18 protein-coding genes are annotated in these 15999 nt (G+C 64.7%); 13 read left to right on the top strand and 5 right to left on the bottom strand.

Annotation, left to right across the window (positions count from 1 at the left end):
- Nucleotides 1-609, bottom strand: coding sequence for a histidine phosphotransferase family protein (locus ACN0V4_RS11060; RefSeq protein WP_417676009.1), 609 nt, complete (start codon nt 607-609; stop codon nt 1-3).
- Between the two features lie 16 nt (nt 610-625).
- Between ACN0V4_RS11060 and ACN0V4_RS11055 the strand changes: the two genes are divergently transcribed.
- The 5 genes from ACN0V4_RS11055 (at nt 626) to tsf (ending at nt 4418) form a co-directional block, all read left to right on the top strand.
- Entirely contained in the window at nt 626-808 is a 183-nt protein-coding gene (locus tag ACN0V4_RS11055; protein ID WP_417676007.1) for a DUF3553 domain-containing protein, read from the top strand.
- Nucleotides 809-894: 86 nt separating this feature from the next.
- Nucleotides 895-1659: a GNAT family N-acetyltransferase gene (locus tag ACN0V4_RS11050; RefSeq protein WP_417676005.1), complete on the top strand. Its 765-nt coding sequence runs from the start codon at nt 895-897 to the stop codon at nt 1657-1659.
- Nucleotides 1656-2498 (top strand): lysophospholipid acyltransferase family protein, encoded by an 843-nt coding sequence (locus ACN0V4_RS11045; RefSeq protein WP_417676003.1) that lies wholly within the window; start codon nt 1656-1658, stop codon nt 2496-2498. Before ACN0V4_RS11050 ends, ACN0V4_RS11045 begins: the two co-directional genes overlap by 4 nt.
- A 188-nt stretch (nt 2499-2686) precedes the next feature.
- A complete protein-coding gene (rpsB, locus tag ACN0V4_RS11040; RefSeq protein ID WP_417676001.1) occupies nt 2687-3463 on the top strand; it encodes a 30S ribosomal protein S2 in 777 nt (258 codons plus the stop codon).
- A 79-nt stretch (nt 3464-3542) separates the two neighbouring features.
- Nucleotides 3543-4418 carry a translation elongation factor Ts gene (tsf, locus tag ACN0V4_RS11035; protein ID WP_417675999.1) on the top strand — a complete coding sequence of 292 codons (876 nt, stop codon included), beginning with the start codon at nt 3543-3545 and terminating at the stop codon, nt 4416-4418.
- A gap of 479 nt (nt 4419-4897) precedes the next feature.
- Here the strand turns inward: tsf and ACN0V4_RS11030 are convergent, their stop codons facing one another.
- The 3 genes from ACN0V4_RS11030 to ACN0V4_RS11020 all read right to left on the bottom strand — a co-directional run bounded on the left by ACN0V4_RS11030 (nt 4898) and on the right by ACN0V4_RS11020 (nt 7435).
- Entirely contained in the window at nt 4898-5653 is a 756-nt protein-coding gene (locus ACN0V4_RS11030; RefSeq protein ID WP_417675997.1) for an autoinducer binding domain-containing protein, read from the bottom strand.
- A 266-nt stretch (nt 5654-5919) separates the two neighbouring features.
- Nucleotides 5920-6396 carry a MaoC family dehydratase gene (locus tag ACN0V4_RS11025; protein WP_417675995.1) on the bottom strand — a complete coding sequence of 159 codons (477 nt, stop codon included), beginning with the start codon at nt 6394-6396 and terminating at the stop codon, nt 5920-5922.
- Nucleotides 6397-6421: 25 nt separating this feature from the next.
- On the bottom strand, nt 6422-7435 hold the full coding sequence (locus ACN0V4_RS11020) for an NADP-dependent oxidoreductase (RefSeq protein ID WP_417675993.1): 1014 nt from the start codon (nt 7433-7435) through the stop codon (nt 6422-6424).
- A gap of 118 nt (nt 7436-7553) precedes the next feature.
- Here ACN0V4_RS11020 and ACN0V4_RS11015 point away from each other — a divergent pair, with 118 nt between their 5' ends.
- Nucleotides 7554-8210, top strand: a complete 657-nt coding sequence (locus ACN0V4_RS11015; protein ID WP_417675991.1) for a histidine phosphatase family protein — start codon at nt 7554-7556, stop codon at nt 8208-8210.
- A 23-nt stretch (nt 8211-8233) separates the two neighbouring features.
- On the opposite strand, the gene ACN0V4_RS11010 is transcribed toward ACN0V4_RS11015, so the two are convergent.
- A complete protein-coding gene (locus tag ACN0V4_RS11010) occupies nt 8234-9229 on the bottom strand; it encodes an NADPH:quinone oxidoreductase family protein (protein ID WP_417675989.1) in 996 nt (331 codons plus the stop codon).
- A 155-nt stretch (nt 9230-9384) separates the two neighbouring features.
- Here ACN0V4_RS11010 and ACN0V4_RS11005 point away from each other — a divergent pair, with 155 nt between their 5' ends.
- Genes ACN0V4_RS11005 through ACN0V4_RS10975 form a run of 7 tightly spaced genes read left to right on the top strand, consistent with a single transcriptional unit; the run spans nt 9385 to nt 15945 of the window.
- Nucleotides 9385-10536, top strand: a complete 1152-nt coding sequence (locus ACN0V4_RS11005) for an acyl-CoA dehydrogenase family protein (protein WP_417675987.1) — start codon at nt 9385-9387, stop codon at nt 10534-10536.
- A 5-nt stretch (nt 10537-10541) separates the two neighbouring features.
- Nucleotides 10542-11657: an acyl-CoA dehydrogenase family protein gene (locus ACN0V4_RS11000; RefSeq protein ID WP_417675985.1), complete on the top strand. Its 1116-nt coding sequence runs from the start codon at nt 10542-10544 to the stop codon at nt 11655-11657.
- A 12-nt stretch (nt 11658-11669) separates the two neighbouring features.
- The gene (locus ACN0V4_RS10995) at nt 11670-12488 is read left to right on the top strand and encodes an SDR family NAD(P)-dependent oxidoreductase (RefSeq protein ID WP_417675983.1); all 819 of its coding nucleotides are present in this window, start codon (nt 11670-11672) and stop codon (nt 12486-12488) included.
- 21 nt (nt 12489-12509) lie between these two features.
- Entirely contained in the window at nt 12510-13439 is a 930-nt protein-coding gene (locus tag ACN0V4_RS10990; protein ID WP_417675981.1) for an SDR family NAD(P)-dependent oxidoreductase, read from the top strand.
- A 3-nt stretch (nt 13440-13442) separates the two neighbouring features.
- Nucleotides 13443-14102 carry a histidine phosphatase family protein gene (locus tag ACN0V4_RS10985; protein WP_417675979.1) on the top strand — a complete coding sequence of 220 codons (660 nt, stop codon included), beginning with the start codon at nt 13443-13445 and terminating at the stop codon, nt 14100-14102.
- A gap of 18 nt (nt 14103-14120) precedes the next feature.
- Nucleotides 14121-15152 (top strand): phosphotransferase family protein, encoded by a 1032-nt coding sequence (locus ACN0V4_RS10980; RefSeq protein ID WP_417675977.1) that lies wholly within the window; start codon nt 14121-14123, stop codon nt 15150-15152.
- A 4-nt stretch (nt 15153-15156) separates the two neighbouring features.
- The gene (locus tag ACN0V4_RS10975; RefSeq protein ID WP_417675975.1) at nt 15157-15945 is read left to right on the top strand and encodes an IclR family transcriptional regulator; all 789 of its coding nucleotides are present in this window, start codon (nt 15157-15159) and stop codon (nt 15943-15945) included.
- Nucleotides 15946-15999: the final 54 nt, after the last annotated feature.

The following is a 15999-nucleotide window of genomic DNA, read 5'->3' as shown; positions in this document are numbered from 1 at the left end:
TCAGAATCGGATCGACGGTCCGGCCTCGTCCTGCCGGGCCTCGATCTGCCGGCCGATCTGATCGGCGGCGGCGGGCAGCAGCAGATACTGGATCCGGGCGGGGGCGGGAACCACGCGCTCGCCCTGATCGTCGAGCCAGGACCAGAGCCCCGGATCAACCGCGATCCGCTCGGCCCGGGCGGTGACGGTCCAGACGCCCTCTGCCACGCTCACCTCGATTTCGCCGCCACGGGGCAGCGCCGCCTCGAGGCAGAGGATCGCCAGGAAGGCCAGCTTGACGTCCGATCGCGGCTGCGCCCCCTCCGGGCGCCAGACATAGGACACCCGGCCCTCATGGGCCATCTCCTTGAGTGTGGTGGTGATGTCCGAGCCCGGCACCATCTGTTCCCCCGGCGCGCCAAAGGCGATGCGGAAGAACCGTAGCTTGGCGCTCGCCCCCTGGGCGCTGTCCGAAATCAACTGGAACTCCGGACCGGGGGCGGTGCCGGTCATCTCCAAGAGCTCAAGCCCATTGACGATGGCGCCGATCGGGCCGATCAGGTCGTGACAGATACGCGACGCGATCAGCGCCGACAGGTCCTGCGGGGTAAGGTCGGTGGGATTCTTCATAAGGCTACTTTGACCGATGACTGATCTGAACTCCATACTGCAACCGGGCATGCTGGTGCGCCACCCCGATTGTCCCGATTGGGGCGTCGGACAGGTGCAATCGAACATCGGCGGCAAGATCACCGTCAATTTCCGCGAGGCAGGCAAGGTGGTGATCGACAGCAGCCGGGTCATGCTGGAGCCGGTGTTCGACGCCTGAGGCGCTTCGGGTTGCGGTTGCAAGACCGCCCGCCGATGCGGTATCAGCGTCCAACGCCGGACTTTCTATTGCGTTCAAGGACGACCATGCCTGACAGTGGCCCCGATTTTACGGTCAAGATCGCTGAGACGGAGGCCGAGCTGCGCGCCGCCCAGGCGCTGCGCTATCAGGTCTTCGTCAAGGAACTGGGCGCCGGTGGCGATCTGGTCGATCACGAGGCCGGGCTGGAACGCGACCGCTTCGATCCCTTCTTTGACCATATGATCATCACCGACAACCGCAGCGGCGAGGTGGTCGGCGTCTATCGCCTGCTGCGCGACGATCAGGCGAAGGCGGCGGGCCAGTTCTATTCCGAGGACGAATATGATCTGACCGTGCTCAAGGCCTCGGGCCGCAAGCTCCTGGAACTGGGCCGATCCTGCCTGCATCGCGATTATCGCGGCGGCACGGCCATGTTCCATCTGTGGAGCGGTCTGGCCGCCTATGTCGCCGAGCACCGGATCGAGATCCTGTTCGGCACCGCCAGTTTTCACGGCACCGATGTGCAGGCCCTGGCGCAACCGCTGTCGATGCTGCATCACAACCATCTGGCGCCGCCGGACCTGCGGGTGCGGGCGCAGCCGGCGCATTTCCAGACGATGGATCTGGTGCCGGTCGATCAGCTCGACCGCCGCCGCGCCATGCTTGCGGTGCCCGCGCTGATCAAGGCCTATCTGCGGCTGGGCGGCTTCGTGGGCGAGGGCGCCTTTGTCGATCAGACCTTCAACACCATCGACGTCTGCCTGGTGCTCGACACCGCCCGGATGAACGAACGGCAGCGCCGCATCTATACCGGTGAACGCGGCGCATGAGCGATGTCTGGGACAGCGAAACACCGCCCGATCCGGTGGTGATCTCGCCCTGGGGTTGGGGGCGGGCGGTGCTGCGCGCGGTGGCGCTGATCCTGTTGATTTCGATCTGTCTGGCGCTTTTGCTGCTGTTGCGGCTGGTCGAGATCCCGATCTGGGGGCAGGGGCGGCCGATCACCCCCTTTATCACCCAATTCGTTTGCCGCACCGCCTTTCGCATCCTCGGCATGGGCTTCTCCACCCATGGTACGCCGATGAAGGGGCGCGGCGCGGTGGTGGCGAACCACAGTTCCTGGCTCGATATCTTCAGCCTGAACGCGGGGCAGCGGATCTATTTCGTCTCGAAGGCCGAGGTCGCCAATTGGCCGGGCATCGGCATCCTGGCCCGCGCCACCGGCACCATCTTCATCGAACGCGACCGCAAGCATGCCCAGGCGCAGACGGCGCTGTTCGAACAAAGGCTGCTGGCGGGCCACAGGTTGCTGTTCTTCCCCGAGGGCACCTCGACCGACGGGCTCAGGGTGCTGCCCTTCAAATCGACGCTGTTCGGCGCCTTCTATGCCGAGGATTTGCGCGACGTGCTGCAGATCCAGCCGGTCAGCGTGATCTATCATGCGCCGAAGGGGCAGTCGGCGCGATTTTACGGCTGGTGGGGCGACATGGGCTTTGGCCCGCATCTGGTCAAGCTTCTCGCCGCGCGCCCGCAGGGCCGGGTCGAGCTGCTGTTCCACCAGCCGCTGAGGGTTTCGGACTATCCCAACCGCAAGGCGCTTTGCGCCACCGCCGAGGCATTGGTGCGGGCGGGGCTCGAGGCTTATCTGCCCGCTGCGGCCGAGAGCTGACAGGGTTTTCGCAGCCGTTCTTGCCCCAAGGGGTTGTGCTTCTCTCAAAGCTCCCGTATATCGCGCGCCATTCAAACCCGCAGGCGGGGTTTGGGCCGCACAGGGGAGACATCCCTGTCAGTCCGCCGGTTGGAGCCTCTCAGGCTTCTTCACCCCCGCCCAGGCGTAAACCGGAAAGGAAAATACGCATGGCTCTTCCCGAGTTCACTATGCGCCAGCTTCTGGAAGCTGGTGTGCACTTTGGCCACCAAACCCAACGCTGGAACCCGCGCATGGCGCCGTTCATCTACGGCGCGCGCAATGGCATCCATATCCTCGACCTGACCCAGACCGTCCCGATGCTGGACCAGGCTCTGCAAGCGGTGCGTGACACCGTTGCCAAGGGCGGCCGCATCCTGTTCGTCGGCACCAAGCGTCAGGCGCAGCAATCGGTTGCCGACGCGGCCGAGCGTTCGGCGCAATACTTCATGAACCACCGCTGGCTGGGCGGCACCCTGACCAACTGGAAGACCGTGTCGCAGTCGATCAACCGTCTGAAGCAGATCGACGAGCAAATGGGCACCGGTTTCGAAGGCCTGACCAAGAAAGAGCGTCTGGGCATGGAACGTGACCAGGCCAAGCTGCAGGCTTCGCTGGGCGGTATCCGCGAAATGGGCGGCGTGCCGGATCTGCTGTTCGTCATCGACGTCAAGAAAGAAGCCCTGGCGATCGCCGAAGCCAACAAGCTGGGCATCCCGGTCGTGGCCGTGGTCGATACCAACTGCTCGCCCGATGGTGTGGATTATATCATCCCCGGCAACGATGACGCGGCTCGCGCCATCGCGCTCTATTGCGATCTGGTCAGCCGCGCTGCGTTGGACGGCATGTCGGCGCAACTGGGCGCCGCAGGTGTCGACCTGGGCGAGCTGGAGGAAGCTCCGGTGGAAGATCTGGCCGACGTCGCTCAAGAGACTGCTGAAGCCTGAGACGGGCTGTCACGCAATTGACATGCGGGGCGGGCTATGACCGCCCCGACGCACCACACGACTTGAGGAGAGCCAAACCATGGCAATCACTGCAGCACAGGTGAAAGAACTGCGCGACGCCACCGGCGCCGGCATGATGGACGCCAAGAAGGCCCTGACCGAAACCAACGGTGACATGGAAGCCGCCGTCGATTGGCTGCGCACCAAGGGTCTGGCCAAGGCCGCGAAGAAATCGGGCCGCACCGCCGCCGAGGGCCTGGTGGCCGTCATCGTCGACGGTGGCAAGGGTGTCGCCATCGAGGTGAATTCGGAAACCGACTTCGTCGCCAAGAACGCTGAATTCCAGGCTATGGTCGCCGGCATCGCCAAGGCTGCCCTGGGTGTGGCTGACGCCGAGGCGCTGAAAGCGGCTGATCTGGGCGGCAAGACCGTCGAGGGCACCATCACCGACAAGATCGCCACCATTGGCGAAAACATGTCGCTGCGCCGGATGGCCGCGATCGAAGGCGACACCATCGTCTCCTACGTCCATAACGCTGCCACCGACGGCATGGGCAAGATCGGCGTTCTGGTCGCCATGAAAGGCGGCGACGAGGCCTTCGGCAAGCAGGTCGCGATGCATATCGCCGCTGTGAACCCGGCCGCCCTGTCCGAAGCCGATCTGGATCCGGCCATCGTCGAAAAGGAACGTCAGGTTCAGATCGACATCGCCCGTGAATCCGGCAAGCCGGACGCTGTGATCGAGAAGATGATCGAAGGCCGGATGAAGAAATTCGTCGCCGAATCGACCCTTCTGAACCAGCAGTTCGTGGTCAACCCCGACATCACCGTCGGTCAGGCTGCGAAAGACGCCGGCGCCGAGATCACCGGCTTCATCCGTCTGGAAGTCGGCGAAGGCATCGAGAAGAAAGAGGAAGACTTCGCCGCCGAAGTCGCCAAGGCCGTCCAGGGCTGAGCCTTGCCTCTTCCGGTCATACCGGACCGCCTTTGAGGAGAGCCGCGCTGCGCAGCGCGGCTCTTTTCACGTCAGCTGATCAGCGCGGATGATCAGTGCCGTCCCGCAGAGCAACCTCTTGCCGGGGGAGCCGGACGGATGGGATTGGAAGATCGCGGAACAAAGAACGGGACCGCGCATTTCTGCCCGGTCCCGTCTGCTTTGAAGACCCCTTTGCGATGGGGATGGCGGGGTCTTTCAAATGTTCCCGGCCCGAAGGCGGATCAATAGGCATCCGAAACCGGAACAGCTCAGAGAGCCCTGAAATGACAGGGGATCTTTCGCCGATGTCCGCTTGGCAAAACGCCACCACTCACGGAACAAGGGCAGTTTGCCTATTTTGACCAGTTGGGAAAAGTCATGTATTCCCTACCTTGCACCGGGATAGATGGGCTTTGTTTCTGAAACCAAAGGATTCTATCGCCTATTCCCAATGGGGCTCAGGCCTCGATCACGAACATCTGGTTGTGCAGCGCCGCCTTCAGAACCGCCTGGGTCGTCGTTTCCACCGCCAGGGCCTCGCGCGCAAGGCGCAGGTGCTTTTCCACCGTGGCGGGCGTCAGACCCATCAATACGGCGACGTCCTGCATCGTCTTGCCATCGCCGACCCATTGCAGCGCCTCGCGCTGGCGCTTGGTCAGGGTGCGGTTGGGGGTGAGGTAGGGCAGGGAGAGGATCTTGAGATGCGCGACGTTGTTGATCAGCAGGATATCCTGCCCCTGCGCCTCCCAGAGCGCCTCGACATCGTCCTGGCTCATGCCCGCGCGGGCGCAGAGTGAAATCGCCCCTTTCGCCCGCAGCGACGTGGAATGGAAGCTGACGGTATATCCCGCGGTGACGCCATGGGCCTGGTTGAACTCATAGACCCGGCGCGCCTCGGCTGTCATCTGCTCGGCGGCACGCAGTTGGGTGATCCGCCGCCAGCTTCCGGCGCCCTCGTTCTGCAGGGCCCAGCGCAGCATCGGCGCGTGGAAATACAGCCCCTTGTGCAGGAAGCCATCGACGTAATCCCGACCGTGATTGGTCAGGATCACGAAGTCCTCCGGATCCCCCAGAGAGGTCTCGGTGCGATAGCGGGTATAGCCGTAGAACAGCCGGTTGAAACCATAGCTGGCCATCTGTTCGCAATGCGCGGCCCAAAGCTGTTCCAGCGTTGAAGCCTGGGTGATGCAGTGAAGATATTCGCGCAGTTTCATGCCAGCAGGGCCCCCCCTTTGGCAGGAAGGTTCACAGTGGCACAAGTCGCGCAAACAAAAGCTGCAGGGCCGCGTTGCGGTCCTGTGATCACTCGTTTGCCGCGCGACAAAAGTAGGTCCGCCAGCGGACCGCCTTGATCAAGCAACATAAGTCTCATTTCCCCATCGGAAATGAAATTATCTACTTGGAAACGGAGTGTCCAGCACTGTGAAGAAAGCGGCCAGATGGTTGAGGTCGCATCTGGCCGCTTTCCTTAAGCTTGTGCTCAGCTTTCGGGCTCGAACACCATCATGCCCAGCCAGTCGGCGATCAGGGCGGGGCGATCGCTGCCCTCGATCTCCACCGTCAGGCCGGTTTCGCGCAGGATTTGCGTCGGGCTGCGCTGATCGACGGTATTCACCGTGAACCGGCCGCGCAGGCGCGAGCCGGCCTTGACCGGGTTCAGGAAGCGCAGCTTGTTGAAGCCATAGTTGATGCTCATCACCTGGCCGGGTTCCGGCTGGAAGCAGTCATAGGCAAAGCGGCTGGCCAGCGACAGGCTCAGAAAGCCGTGGGCGATCGCCCCGCCAAAGGGGGTTTCCCTGGCGGCCCGCTCGGGGTCGACATGGATCCACTGCTGGTCGTGGGTGACATCGGCAAAGGCGTTGATCATCGCCTGATCGACGGTGATCCAGTTCGACACACCGACTTCGGTGCCGATCTGGGACGTCAGTTTTTCCATTGCGCTTTCAATGGCGGACATTTGGGGTTCCTCCCTGGTTGACGGATTATGCTGTGATGACCGGATCGGCTCCGACCCGGACCATGCGCTTGCCGCGGTTCTCCCCGGCAAGCAGACCGATGAGGGCAGCCGGGGCGTTCTCGAGCCCCTCGACCACGTCCTCGATCACCTTGATCTGTCCGGTTCCCACCCAATGTTCCAGCGCGCGCTGCGCGGTGGCCTCCTCACGGGCGAAATCCATGACGATGAAACCCTCCATGCGCAGCCGCTTGACCACGACCATGCCGGGCAGGTTGCGCGGGCCCTTGGCGCTGTCGGTGTCATACTGGCTGACCGCGCCGCAACAGACCACCCGGCCGCGTTCGTTCATGACGAAAAGCGCGGCTTCCAGCACCGGGCCGCCGACGTTGTCGAAATAGATGTCGACGCCATCGGGGCAGGCCTGGCGCAGCGCCTTGAACATGCCGGGGTCGCGATAATCGACGCAGGCGTCGAAGCCGAGCTCCTCGGTGACATAGGCGCATTTCTCGGGGCCGCCGGCGACGCCGACGACGCGGCAGCCCATCGCCTTGGCGATCTGGCCGACATAGCAGCCCACCGCGCCGGCGGCGGCCGAGACCAGAACGGTTTCCCCCGCGACCGGCCGGCCGACATGGATCAGCCCGTGAAAGGCGGTCTTGCCGGCGATGCCGTAGACGCTCATCAAATGGGTGAGCGGGCGGATCGGCGGCACCCTCTCCAGCCCCTTGGCGGGGCGCACCGCGTGACCGGCCCAGACGGTTTCGCCAACGACCAGATCGCCGGGGGCGAGGTCGGGCGCGTTGCTTTTCACCACCTCGCTCAGCGCATAGCAGGGCATGGCGTCGCCGGCATTGACCGGGGCGCGATAGGTGGCGCCCTGCATCCAGGCCCGTGCGGCGGCGTCGATCGAGATCAGGATGGTCCTGAGCAGAACCTCTCCGGCCGCGGGCGCGGGCAGATCGGCCTCGCGGGTGGTGAAATGCCCGGGCGTCAGCGGGCCCTTGGGCAGCTCGGCGATGGCGATTTCGGTGGTTTTCATATTCTCTTCCCTTTTCTTATGTGCCCCCGCGTGGCGCCGCTTGCGCCCGGCGTCGGGGCGGTTAGCTTGGCGCCGAACCGGATATCCCGAACCCGATCCCCGAGGAGGAGCCCCAGAAATGACCCGCGAATACCGTCAGCACGTCTATCGCCCGCCGGCAGGCGCCGCCGATCTTCTGCTGATCCGCCATGGCGAAAGCATGCCCGCGCGCCCCGGCGAATCCTTTCCGATGAAGGATGGCCATGGCGATCCGGCCCTGCACGAGAACGGCCAGGCGCAGGCCCGCGCGGTGGGGGCGCGGCTGGCCGCCGAACCGATCGCGGCGATCTATGTCACCACGCTGCAGCGCACCCATCAGACCGCCGCGCCGCTGGCCGACCGCCTTGGCCTGACCCCGATGATCGAACCCGACCTGCGCGAGGTGCATCTGGGCGACTGGGACGGCGGGCTTTACCGCATCAGGGCGGCCGAAAACGACCCGGCCTTCGAGCGCGCCAAGGCCAACCGCGAATGGGGCGAGATCCCGGGGGCCGAGACCACGGCAGACCTTCATGCCCGGGTCCGGCGCGGGCTGCTGCGCATCGCCGCCGCCCATGCCGACCAGCTGGTCGCCGTCGTCGTCCATGGCGGCGTGATCGGCGCTGCCATGGCAATCGCAGCCCAGTCCGACGCTTTCGCCTTCAACGGTGCCGCCAACGGGTCGATCTCCCGCCTCGTGATCCGGGGCGAGGAGATGACCATTCGCGGCTATAACGACTGCGCGCATCTGGGCTGACGTCCGGTCCCTGACCATCGACCTCAGTCGATGGTCAGAACCACCTTGCCCATGGCCTTGCGGTTATCCATCGACTTCAGCGCCTCTGCCGCCTGTTCCAGCGGGAAGCGGGCGCTGATGCGCGGCTTGACCTTGCCTTCGGCATAGAGCTTGGACAGTTCGGCCATATTGGCGGCATGGCTTTCGGGTTCCTGACGCACCGAGGCGCCCCAGAACACGCCGACGATCTGGCTGCCCTTCAGCAGCGTCAGGTTCAGCGGGATCTTCGGGATGCCGGCGGGGAAGCCCACCACCAGGAAGCGCCCCTTCCAGGCCAGCGCGCGCAGCGCCGGTTCGGCGTAATCGCCGCCCACAGCGTCATAGACCACGTCCACCCCATGCGGCCCGGCCAGATCCTTGATCTGACCCGCCAGCGCCTTTTGCGCGTCGCGGTCCATCTCGCGCGGATAGACCAGGGTCTCATCGGCGCCGACCTCGCGGCAGAAGGCGGCCTTTTCCTCGGACGACACAGCCGCGATCACCTTGGCGCCCATCGCCTTGGCCAGTTCGATCGCCGCCACGCCCACGCCGCTGGCGCCGCCCAGGATCAACAGGGTTTCGCCCGGCCGCAAGTTGGCGCGATCCTTCAGCGCGTGCAGCGAGGTGCCATAGGTGAAGACGAAACAGGCGGCATCCTCATAGGGCATGACGTCGGGGATCTTCACCACGCTGGCGGCATCGGCGCAGACATGGGTGGCAAAGCCGCCGTGGCCGATCATCGCCAGCACCCGGTCGCCGGGGGCAAAGCCGGTGACGCCTTCGCCAACCGACAGAACTTCGCCCGCGATCTCCCCGCCCGGGGCGAAGGGGCGCTGCGGCTTGAACTGATAGAGGTCGCGGATGATCAGCGTGTCGGGGAAGTTCAGCCCGGCGGCATGGACGCGAATCAGAACCTGGCCCTTGCCGGGTTCCGGATCCGGCAGATCGGTGAGCTGCAGGGTTTCAGGTCCGCCCGGGGCGGTGCTCAACATGGCTTTCATGATATCTCTCTCCCTTGTGCCGCGCAAATGACCGAACGGCAGCGCGGGTTGTTTTCAGTCATCCCGTCGCGAAACCCCATTGTCAACGGAAATTCGAAATGCAATTCTGCACAGCGGAATTGAAATGCGTAACATGAGGGGGAGGGCATGGCGCAATGAGCGATGATCTAGCGCAATTTCGTGCCGAAATCAGGGCGTGGCTGGAACAGAACTGCCCGCAGGAGATGCGCGACGGTGCTGTCGGCGAGGATAGCACCTGTTGGGGCGGCAAGAACTGGAACTTTACGTCAGACGCGCAGAAAACCTGGTTGGACCGCTGTGCCGCCAAGGGCTACACGGTGCCGACCTGGCCGGTGGAGTACGGCGGCGCCGGCATGAACCGCGACCAGGAAAAGATCTGGCACGAGGAACTTCGCGCCATCAACGGCCGGCTGCCGCTGCAAAGCTTCGGCATCTGGATGTTGGGTCCGGCGCTGCTGCATTTCGGCACGCATGAGCAGAAACTGCATTACCTGCCGCCGATCGCGCGCGGGGAAATCCGCTGGTGCCAGGGCTATTCCGAGCCGGGCGCCGGGTCGGATCTGGCCAGCGTGCAGACCAAGGGCGAGGACAAGGGCGATCACTGGCTGGTCAACGGCCAGAAGATCTGGACCTCCTACGCCGACAAGGCCGACTGGATTTTCGCGCTGATCCGCACCGACCGTGAGGCGAAGAAACATCTGGGGATCTCCTTCTTGCTGATCGACATGACCAGCCCCGGAGTCTCGACCAAACCGATTCGGCTGATTTCGGGAAAATCCCCGTTCTGCGAGACCTTCTTCGACAATGTTGAAGTGCCGAAGCATCAAATCGTCGGCACCGAGAACCGCGGTTGGGACGTGGCGAAATACCTGCTGACCCACGAGCGCGAGATGATCAGCGGCTCGGGTCTGCTGGCCGGTGGCAACCGCTCGCTTGGCGCCATTCTGTCGGATGGCGGCAATCTGGACGAGCCCGTGCTGCGCGCCGATGTGATGCGGCACGAGATCGACGGGCTTGCTTTCGGTCTGACGCTGGAACGCTACAAGGATCAGGCCGAGGCCGGAACCGGAACCGGCGATGCCTCGGCCATGCTGAAATACTATGGCACCGAGCTGAACAAGCGCCGGCAGGAACTGATCATGGCCGGCGGTGGCAGCGATGCGCTGACTTGGGAAGACGGGCGCGCGCCGCTCTGGCTGCGCAGCAAGGCGAATTCGATCGAGGGCGGCACCAGCGAGGTGATGCTGAGCATCATTTCGCGCCGAATTCTGGGGCTGCCGGGGTGAATATGATGACGAAACTCATTCGTACCGAAGAAGAAATCATGCTGGCCGACGCCGCGCGCGGCTATCTCGACGATGCCGCCCCGGTGGGCAAGCTGCGCGCCCTGCGCGACGCGGGCGAGGCGCATGATCCCGCGCTCTGGGCCGAGATGGCGCAGATGGGCTGGGCCGGCGTTCTGGTGCCGGAAGCGGCTGGCGGTTCCGACATGGGCCATGCCGCGGCCTGCGTTCTGGCCGAGGAGATGGGCAAGACCCTGGCGCCGACGCCCTTCCTGTCGACCGCGGTGATCGCCGCGACCGCGCTGCGGCAGGTCGCCACCGAGCGCGCGAAAGCCGCCCTGGCCAAGATCGCCGAAGGCACCGTCACCTATGCGCTGGCGATTGACGAAGGGTCGAAGTTCGATCCGGAAGCGATTGAACTGGTTGCGGAAAAGGACGGAAACGGTTTCCGTCTCTCGGGGCAGAAGCGGTTCGTGGTGGATGGTGGCTTTGCCGATCGTCTGCTGGTTCTGGCCAAGACCGAGGGTGGCGTGACGCTGTTCGACATTCCCGCCGATGCGGCCGGGGTGACCCGCAGTTCCAAGCCGATGATCGACAGCCGCGACGCGGCCGAGATCAGCTTCGACAAGGTGGAGGCGACTGGCGAGGATGTGCTCGGCGCCGTCGATGACGCAATGAGCGTGCTGAAACCGGCGCTGGAGGCCGGGCAGGCGGCGCTGGCCGCTGAGCTGACCGGGCTTGCCGCCGGCGCCTTCGGCCGCACCGTCGGTTATCTGAAGGAACGCAAGCAGTTCGGCACCCTGATCGGCACCTTCCAGGCGTTGCAGCACCGTGCCGCGCATCTGTGGTGCGAATGCGAGGTGACCTCATCGGCGATCCTGCATGCCGGGCGGGTGCTCGACAGCGATCCCGAGAATGCGGCGCTTGCTGTTTCGGTCGCCAAGGCGCGCGCCATGGATACCGCGCAGCTCGCGGTGCGCGAAGGCGTGCAGATGCATGGCGGTATCGGCATGACAGATGAATTCGACATGGGCTTTTACATGCGGCGTGCCCGCGTGGGGTCCGAATGGCTGGGCGATTACGGCTATCACGCGGGCGTGGTGGCACGGCTGCGCGGCTTCTGAAAGGATTGACTGATGACTCCTGAAAACCTGTTCTCGCTTGCCGGCAAGACCGCCCTGGTCACCGGCGGCGCCACCGGCATCGGCTTCATGGCCGCCGAGGGGCTGGTCAAGGCCGGCGCCCGGGTGCTGATCGCCAGCCGCAAGGCCGAGGCCTGCATCGCCGTCGCCAATGAGCTGAACGCCATGGGCGCCGATGGCAGCGCCGAGGGCTTCGGCGGCGATGTCGCCAGCGAAGAGGGCATTGATGCCCTCGTGCTTGAGGTGAAGAGCCGCACCGACAAGCTTGATATCCTGATGAATAACGCCGGTCGCACCTGGGGTTCGCCGCTGGGCCAGTTCCCCTATGACGCCTGGGGCAAGGTGATGGATCTGAACGTCACCGGCCCATTCCATCTGACCCAGGCGCTGCTGCCGATGCTCAAGGCATCCGGCACCATCGACGACCCGGCGCGGGTGGTCAACGTGGGCTCGGTCATGGGCGAGGTGCCGATGGGCGATGGCGCCTATAGCTATGCGGCCTCGAAGGCGGCGGTGATGCATCTGACCAAGATCCTCGCCAAGGAACTGGCGGGCGAGGCGATCACCATCAACGCGCTGGCGCCGGGACCCTTCCTGTCGAAGATGACCGCCTTCGCGCTGACCGGCGAGAAAGAGGCGGGCATCGCGCGCAACGTGCCGCTGGGCCGTCTGGGCCGACCCGAGGATATCGCCGGCTGCATGCAGTTTCTCTGCGGGCGGGGCGGTGCCTATATCACCGGGGCGATCCTGCCGGTGTCGGGCGGTGTCAATGTGGTGACGGCCGGCAATCTGTTCGAAGAAGGCCACGAGTAAATTTCCAAGGGAGGAGAACGGATGGATATCCGGTTTGATGGACGCGTCGCGATCGTGACGGGATCGGGCGTGGGTCTGGGTCGCAGCCATGCGCTGGGACTGGCCGCGCGCGGCGCCAAGGTGGTGATCAACGATCTGGGCGTATCGACCGATGGCGAGGGGCGCAGCTCGGACGCTGCCGCCGCGGTGGTCGATGAAATCCGCGCCGCCGGTGGTGAGGCGATCGCCCATGGCGCCGATGTCTCGAACGAGGCGGAAGTCGCCGATATGGTCGAACAGACCATGAAGGAATGGGGCCGCGTCGACATCCTGGTCAACAACGCCGGCATTCTGCGCGACAAGACCTTCGCAAAGATGACGATGGCCGATTTCCGCAAGGTGGTCGACGTGCACCTGATGGGCACGGCCACCTGCACCCATGCGGTCTGGCAGATCATGCGTGATCAGAAATATGGCCGCATCGTGCTGACCTCTTCGGCCTCGGGGCTCTATGGCAACTTCGGCCAGTCGAACTATGGCGCCGCCAAGGCCGCCATGATGGGGCTGATGAACGTGCTGCATCTGGAAGGCGGGCGCGACAATATCCGCGTCAACACCCTGGCGCCGACCGCCGCCACCCGGATGACCGAAAGCCTGATGCCGCCCGAGGCGCTGGAGCTGCTGCAGCCGGAAACCATCACCCCGGGCCTGCTGTATCTGGTCAGCGAAAACGCGCCTTCGCGCGTCATCCTGGGCGCCGGGGCCGGCTGTTTCGCGGCCACTCGTGTCTATGAGACCGAGGGCGTCATGCTCGAAGGTGGCAGCAACACGCCGGAAGGGGTCGCCGCCGTCTTTGACGAGATCCTGAACCCCGAGGGGCAGAAGGAGCTGACAGACGCCTTCCAGCAGACCCGCAAGTACGCCAAGAAAGCCGCCGACACCAAGGGCCTGACGCTGCCCTGGGGCGACTGAGGCATGGCAGAGCTCATTGTGGTCCGGCATGGCCAGGCGTCTTTCGGCGCCGGCGATGCCGGCAGCTATGACCGGCTGAGCGATCTCGGACGGCAGCAGGCGGTATTGGCAGGCGATGCCCTGCGCACCGCCGGCTGGCTGCCTGACCGTCTGATCTGTGGCACCCTCGACCGCCAGCGCGAGACGCTGGCGGCGATGGGCTTCGACGGCGTGGCAGAGGAGCATCCGGGCTGGAACGAATACGATTTCCACGATCTGCTGGCGGTGCGCTTCGACGGCGCGATGCCCGATCCGGTGCGGGATGACCGCAAGACCCATTTCCGCACCCTGCGCGAGACCATTCTCGACTGGCAGGCCGGCGGGCTGGAAGGGGCGGCTGAAAGCTATGCCGATTTCACCCGGCGGGTCGAGGCGGCGCGGGCGTTTTCCACCGATACCACGGCCGAACGGGTGCTGGTCGTCAGCTCGGGCGGGGCGATCGGCCAATTGGTCGCCGCCAGCCTGAAGGCGCCGGCCGATCAGATGATCGCGCTGAACCTGCAGATCAAGAATACCTCGATGTCTCGGTTCATCTTTTCCGGACACCGCTTTTTCCTGCATGAATTCAATACGACTCCGCAGTTCACCGGCCCCGAGGCCGCAAAGCTGCTGACCTATAGCTGACCAAGCTGAGGAGGACCGATGACCAATTCGTCCCTGACACTCGATCTCGACGCGGTGGATGCCTATCTGCGCGCCAATCTGCCCGGCTATGAAGGGCCGCTGGAGGCCAAGAAGTTCAACGTCGGCCAGTCGAACCCGACCTTCCTGCTGACCACGCCTGCGCGCAAATACGTTCTGCGCCGCAAGCCCATGGGGGTGTTGCTGAAATCCGCCCATGCGGTGGATCGGGAGTACCGTGTTCAGAAGGCGCTGCAGGGGTCGAAGGTGCCAGTCGCCAAGATGCACCTGCTGTGCGAGGACGACAGCGTCATCGGGTCTGCCTTCTATGTGATGGACTTCCTCGACGGCCGCAATTTCGCCGATCCGCTGATGGCGGGCGAGGACAACGCCACCCGCACAGCGGTGATCGACGAGATGAACCGCGTGCTGGCCGAGATGCACATGGTCGACATCAACGCCGTGGGGTTGGCCGACTATGGCCCCGAGGGCAATTATTTCGAACGTCAGGTGGGCCGCTGGTCGAAGCAATATCGCGCCTCGGAGACCGAGGTGGTGCCGGCGATGGACCAGCTGATCGAGCGGCTTGCCGCGGCGATCCCGGCCGAGGACGGGCAGCGCACCCTGGTGCATGGCGATTACCGGATCGACAACATGATCTTTGCCAAGGACAGTGCGCAATGCATCGGCATCCTCGATTGGGAGCTGTCGACCATTGGGCATCCTTACGCCGATCTGGCTGCCGTCATCATGCAATGGCAGATGCCTCCGGGGACCGAGGGCCGTGGTCTGGCCGGTGTCGATCGCGCCGCGCTCGGCCTGCCGTCGGACGAGGAATTCATCGCCAAGTACTGCGAACGTCGCGGGCTGGAGAAGATCGACAACTTTGGCTTCTATCTCGCCTTCTGCTTCTTCCGTATGGCCGGCATCATCCAGGGGGTGCTGAAGCGCGCCATCGACGGCAACGCCTCGAACCCCGAACGCGCCATCAAGCTGGGCCGCTACGTGCCGATGTTCGCCGAGCATGGGCTCGCGGCGCTGGATCGGGGGTAGGGTGATGGAGGCCGCCCCCGAGATCGAAGAGGACAAGGACCGCAATTTCGTCACCGCCTTGGCGCGCGGGCTGGATGTGTTGCGCTGTTTCCGGCGTAACGAGATTTCGCTGACCAATACAGATATCTCGGAACGCACCGGGCTGCCGAAACCGACGGTGTCGCGGCTGACCCATACGCTTTGCGTGCTGGAGTACCTGGTCGCCGACCCGCGCGCCGGCAGCTATCGGCTGGGGGCAGGGGTGCTGAACCTGGGCTTCGGGGTTCTGGCCGGCATGGATGTGGGCGAGCGTGCGCGCGAGCTGCTGCGCGAACTGCGTGACGGGCCGAATTCCTATATCACCGCCGCACTTGGCGAGCGGTTCCGCGACGAGGTGCTCTATGTCGCGGTGCATCGCTCGCGCGAGGATGTGGCGCTGACCATGCATGTGGGGTCGCGGCTGCCGCTGTTCCGCTCGGCGGTGGGGCGCGCCATCCTGGTGGCCAGCCCCGAGGATCAGCGCGAAAGCTGGTTCGAGGAGGCCCGGGCCTGCGACCCGGAGGGCGACGCCCGGCGCCGGGAGAGCTTCAACCAGGCCCGCGCCGAATACGAGGCCCAGGGCTATTGCACCGGCTATGGCGACTGGCGCGGCGATGTGAACGGCATCGCGGTGCCGGTGTCTTCACTGAATGGCTCGCGCATCTATGGGCTCAATGTCGGTGGCCCGTCGTTCCATGTGAAGAAGAAGCAGCTCGAAAGCCATTACGCCCCGCTGCTGATCGACGCGGGCCGACAGCTCAGCCTGCGGGGCTGAGACACGGGAATCAATCCTTCGGGAGCGGAACGCAATTCTGCACAGCGAAAGCCG

The organism is Pseudodonghicola sp., from assembly GCF_048268305.1.
In the GTDB taxonomy this organism is placed as follows: Bacteria; Pseudomonadota; Alphaproteobacteria; order Rhodobacterales; family Rhodobacteraceae; genus Pseudodonghicola.
Note: the sequence above shows the minus strand (reverse complement) of the source record. Positions and strands in the feature narration are given on the sequence as shown.

Coding starts and splice junctions, on each gene's coding strand:
- ACN0V4_RS11055 (WP_417676007.1), top strand. CDS start 626: ATGACTGATCTGAACTCCATACTGCAACCGGGCATGCTGGTGCGCCAC.
- ACN0V4_RS10990 (WP_417675981.1), top strand. CDS start 12,510: ATGGATATCCGGTTTGATGGACGCGTCGCGATCGTGACGGGATCGGGC.
- ACN0V4_RS11025 (WP_417675995.1), bottom strand. CDS start 6,396: ATGTCCGCCATTGAAAGCGCAATGGAAAAACTGACGTCCCAGATCGGC.
- ACN0V4_RS10985 (WP_417675979.1), top strand. CDS start 13,443: ATGGCAGAGCTCATTGTGGTCCGGCATGGCCAGGCGTCTTTCGGCGCC.
- ACN0V4_RS10980 (WP_417675977.1), top strand. CDS start 14,121: ATGACCAATTCGTCCCTGACACTCGATCTCGACGCGGTGGATGCCTAT.
- ACN0V4_RS11005 (WP_417675987.1), top strand. CDS start 9,385: ATGAGCGATGATCTAGCGCAATTTCGTGCCGAAATCAGGGCGTGGCTG.
- tsf (WP_417675999.1), top strand. CDS start 3,543: ATGGCAATCACTGCAGCACAGGTGAAAGAACTGCGCGACGCCACCGGC.
- ACN0V4_RS11030 (WP_417675997.1), bottom strand. CDS start 5,653: ATGAAACTGCGCGAATATCTTCACTGCATCACCCAGGCTTCAACGCTG.
- ACN0V4_RS11015 (WP_417675991.1), top strand. CDS start 7,554: ATGACCCGCGAATACCGTCAGCACGTCTATCGCCCGCCGGCAGGCGCC.
- ACN0V4_RS11050 (WP_417676005.1), top strand. CDS start 895: ATGCCTGACAGTGGCCCCGATTTTACGGTCAAGATCGCTGAGACGGAG.
- ACN0V4_RS10975 (WP_417675975.1), top strand. CDS start 15,157: ATGGAGGCCGCCCCCGAGATCGAAGAGGACAAGGACCGCAATTTCGTC.
- ACN0V4_RS11000 (WP_417675985.1), top strand. CDS start 10,542: ATGACGAAACTCATTCGTACCGAAGAAGAAATCATGCTGGCCGACGCC.
- ACN0V4_RS11060 (WP_417676009.1), bottom strand. CDS start 609: ATGAAGAATCCCACCGACCTTACCCCGCAGGACCTGTCGGCGCTGATC.
- rpsB (WP_417676001.1), top strand. CDS start 2,687: ATGGCTCTTCCCGAGTTCACTATGCGCCAGCTTCTGGAAGCTGGTGTG.
- ACN0V4_RS11020 (WP_417675993.1), bottom strand. CDS start 7,435: ATGAAAACCACCGAAATCGCCATCGCCGAGCTGCCCAAGGGCCCGCTG.
- ACN0V4_RS11010 (WP_417675989.1), bottom strand. CDS start 9,229: ATGAAAGCCATGTTGAGCACCGCCCCGGGCGGACCTGAAACCCTGCAG.
- ACN0V4_RS10995 (WP_417675983.1), top strand. CDS start 11,670: ATGACTCCTGAAAACCTGTTCTCGCTTGCCGGCAAGACCGCCCTGGTC.
- ACN0V4_RS11045 (WP_417676003.1), top strand. CDS start 1,656: ATGAGCGATGTCTGGGACAGCGAAACACCGCCCGATCCGGTGGTGATC.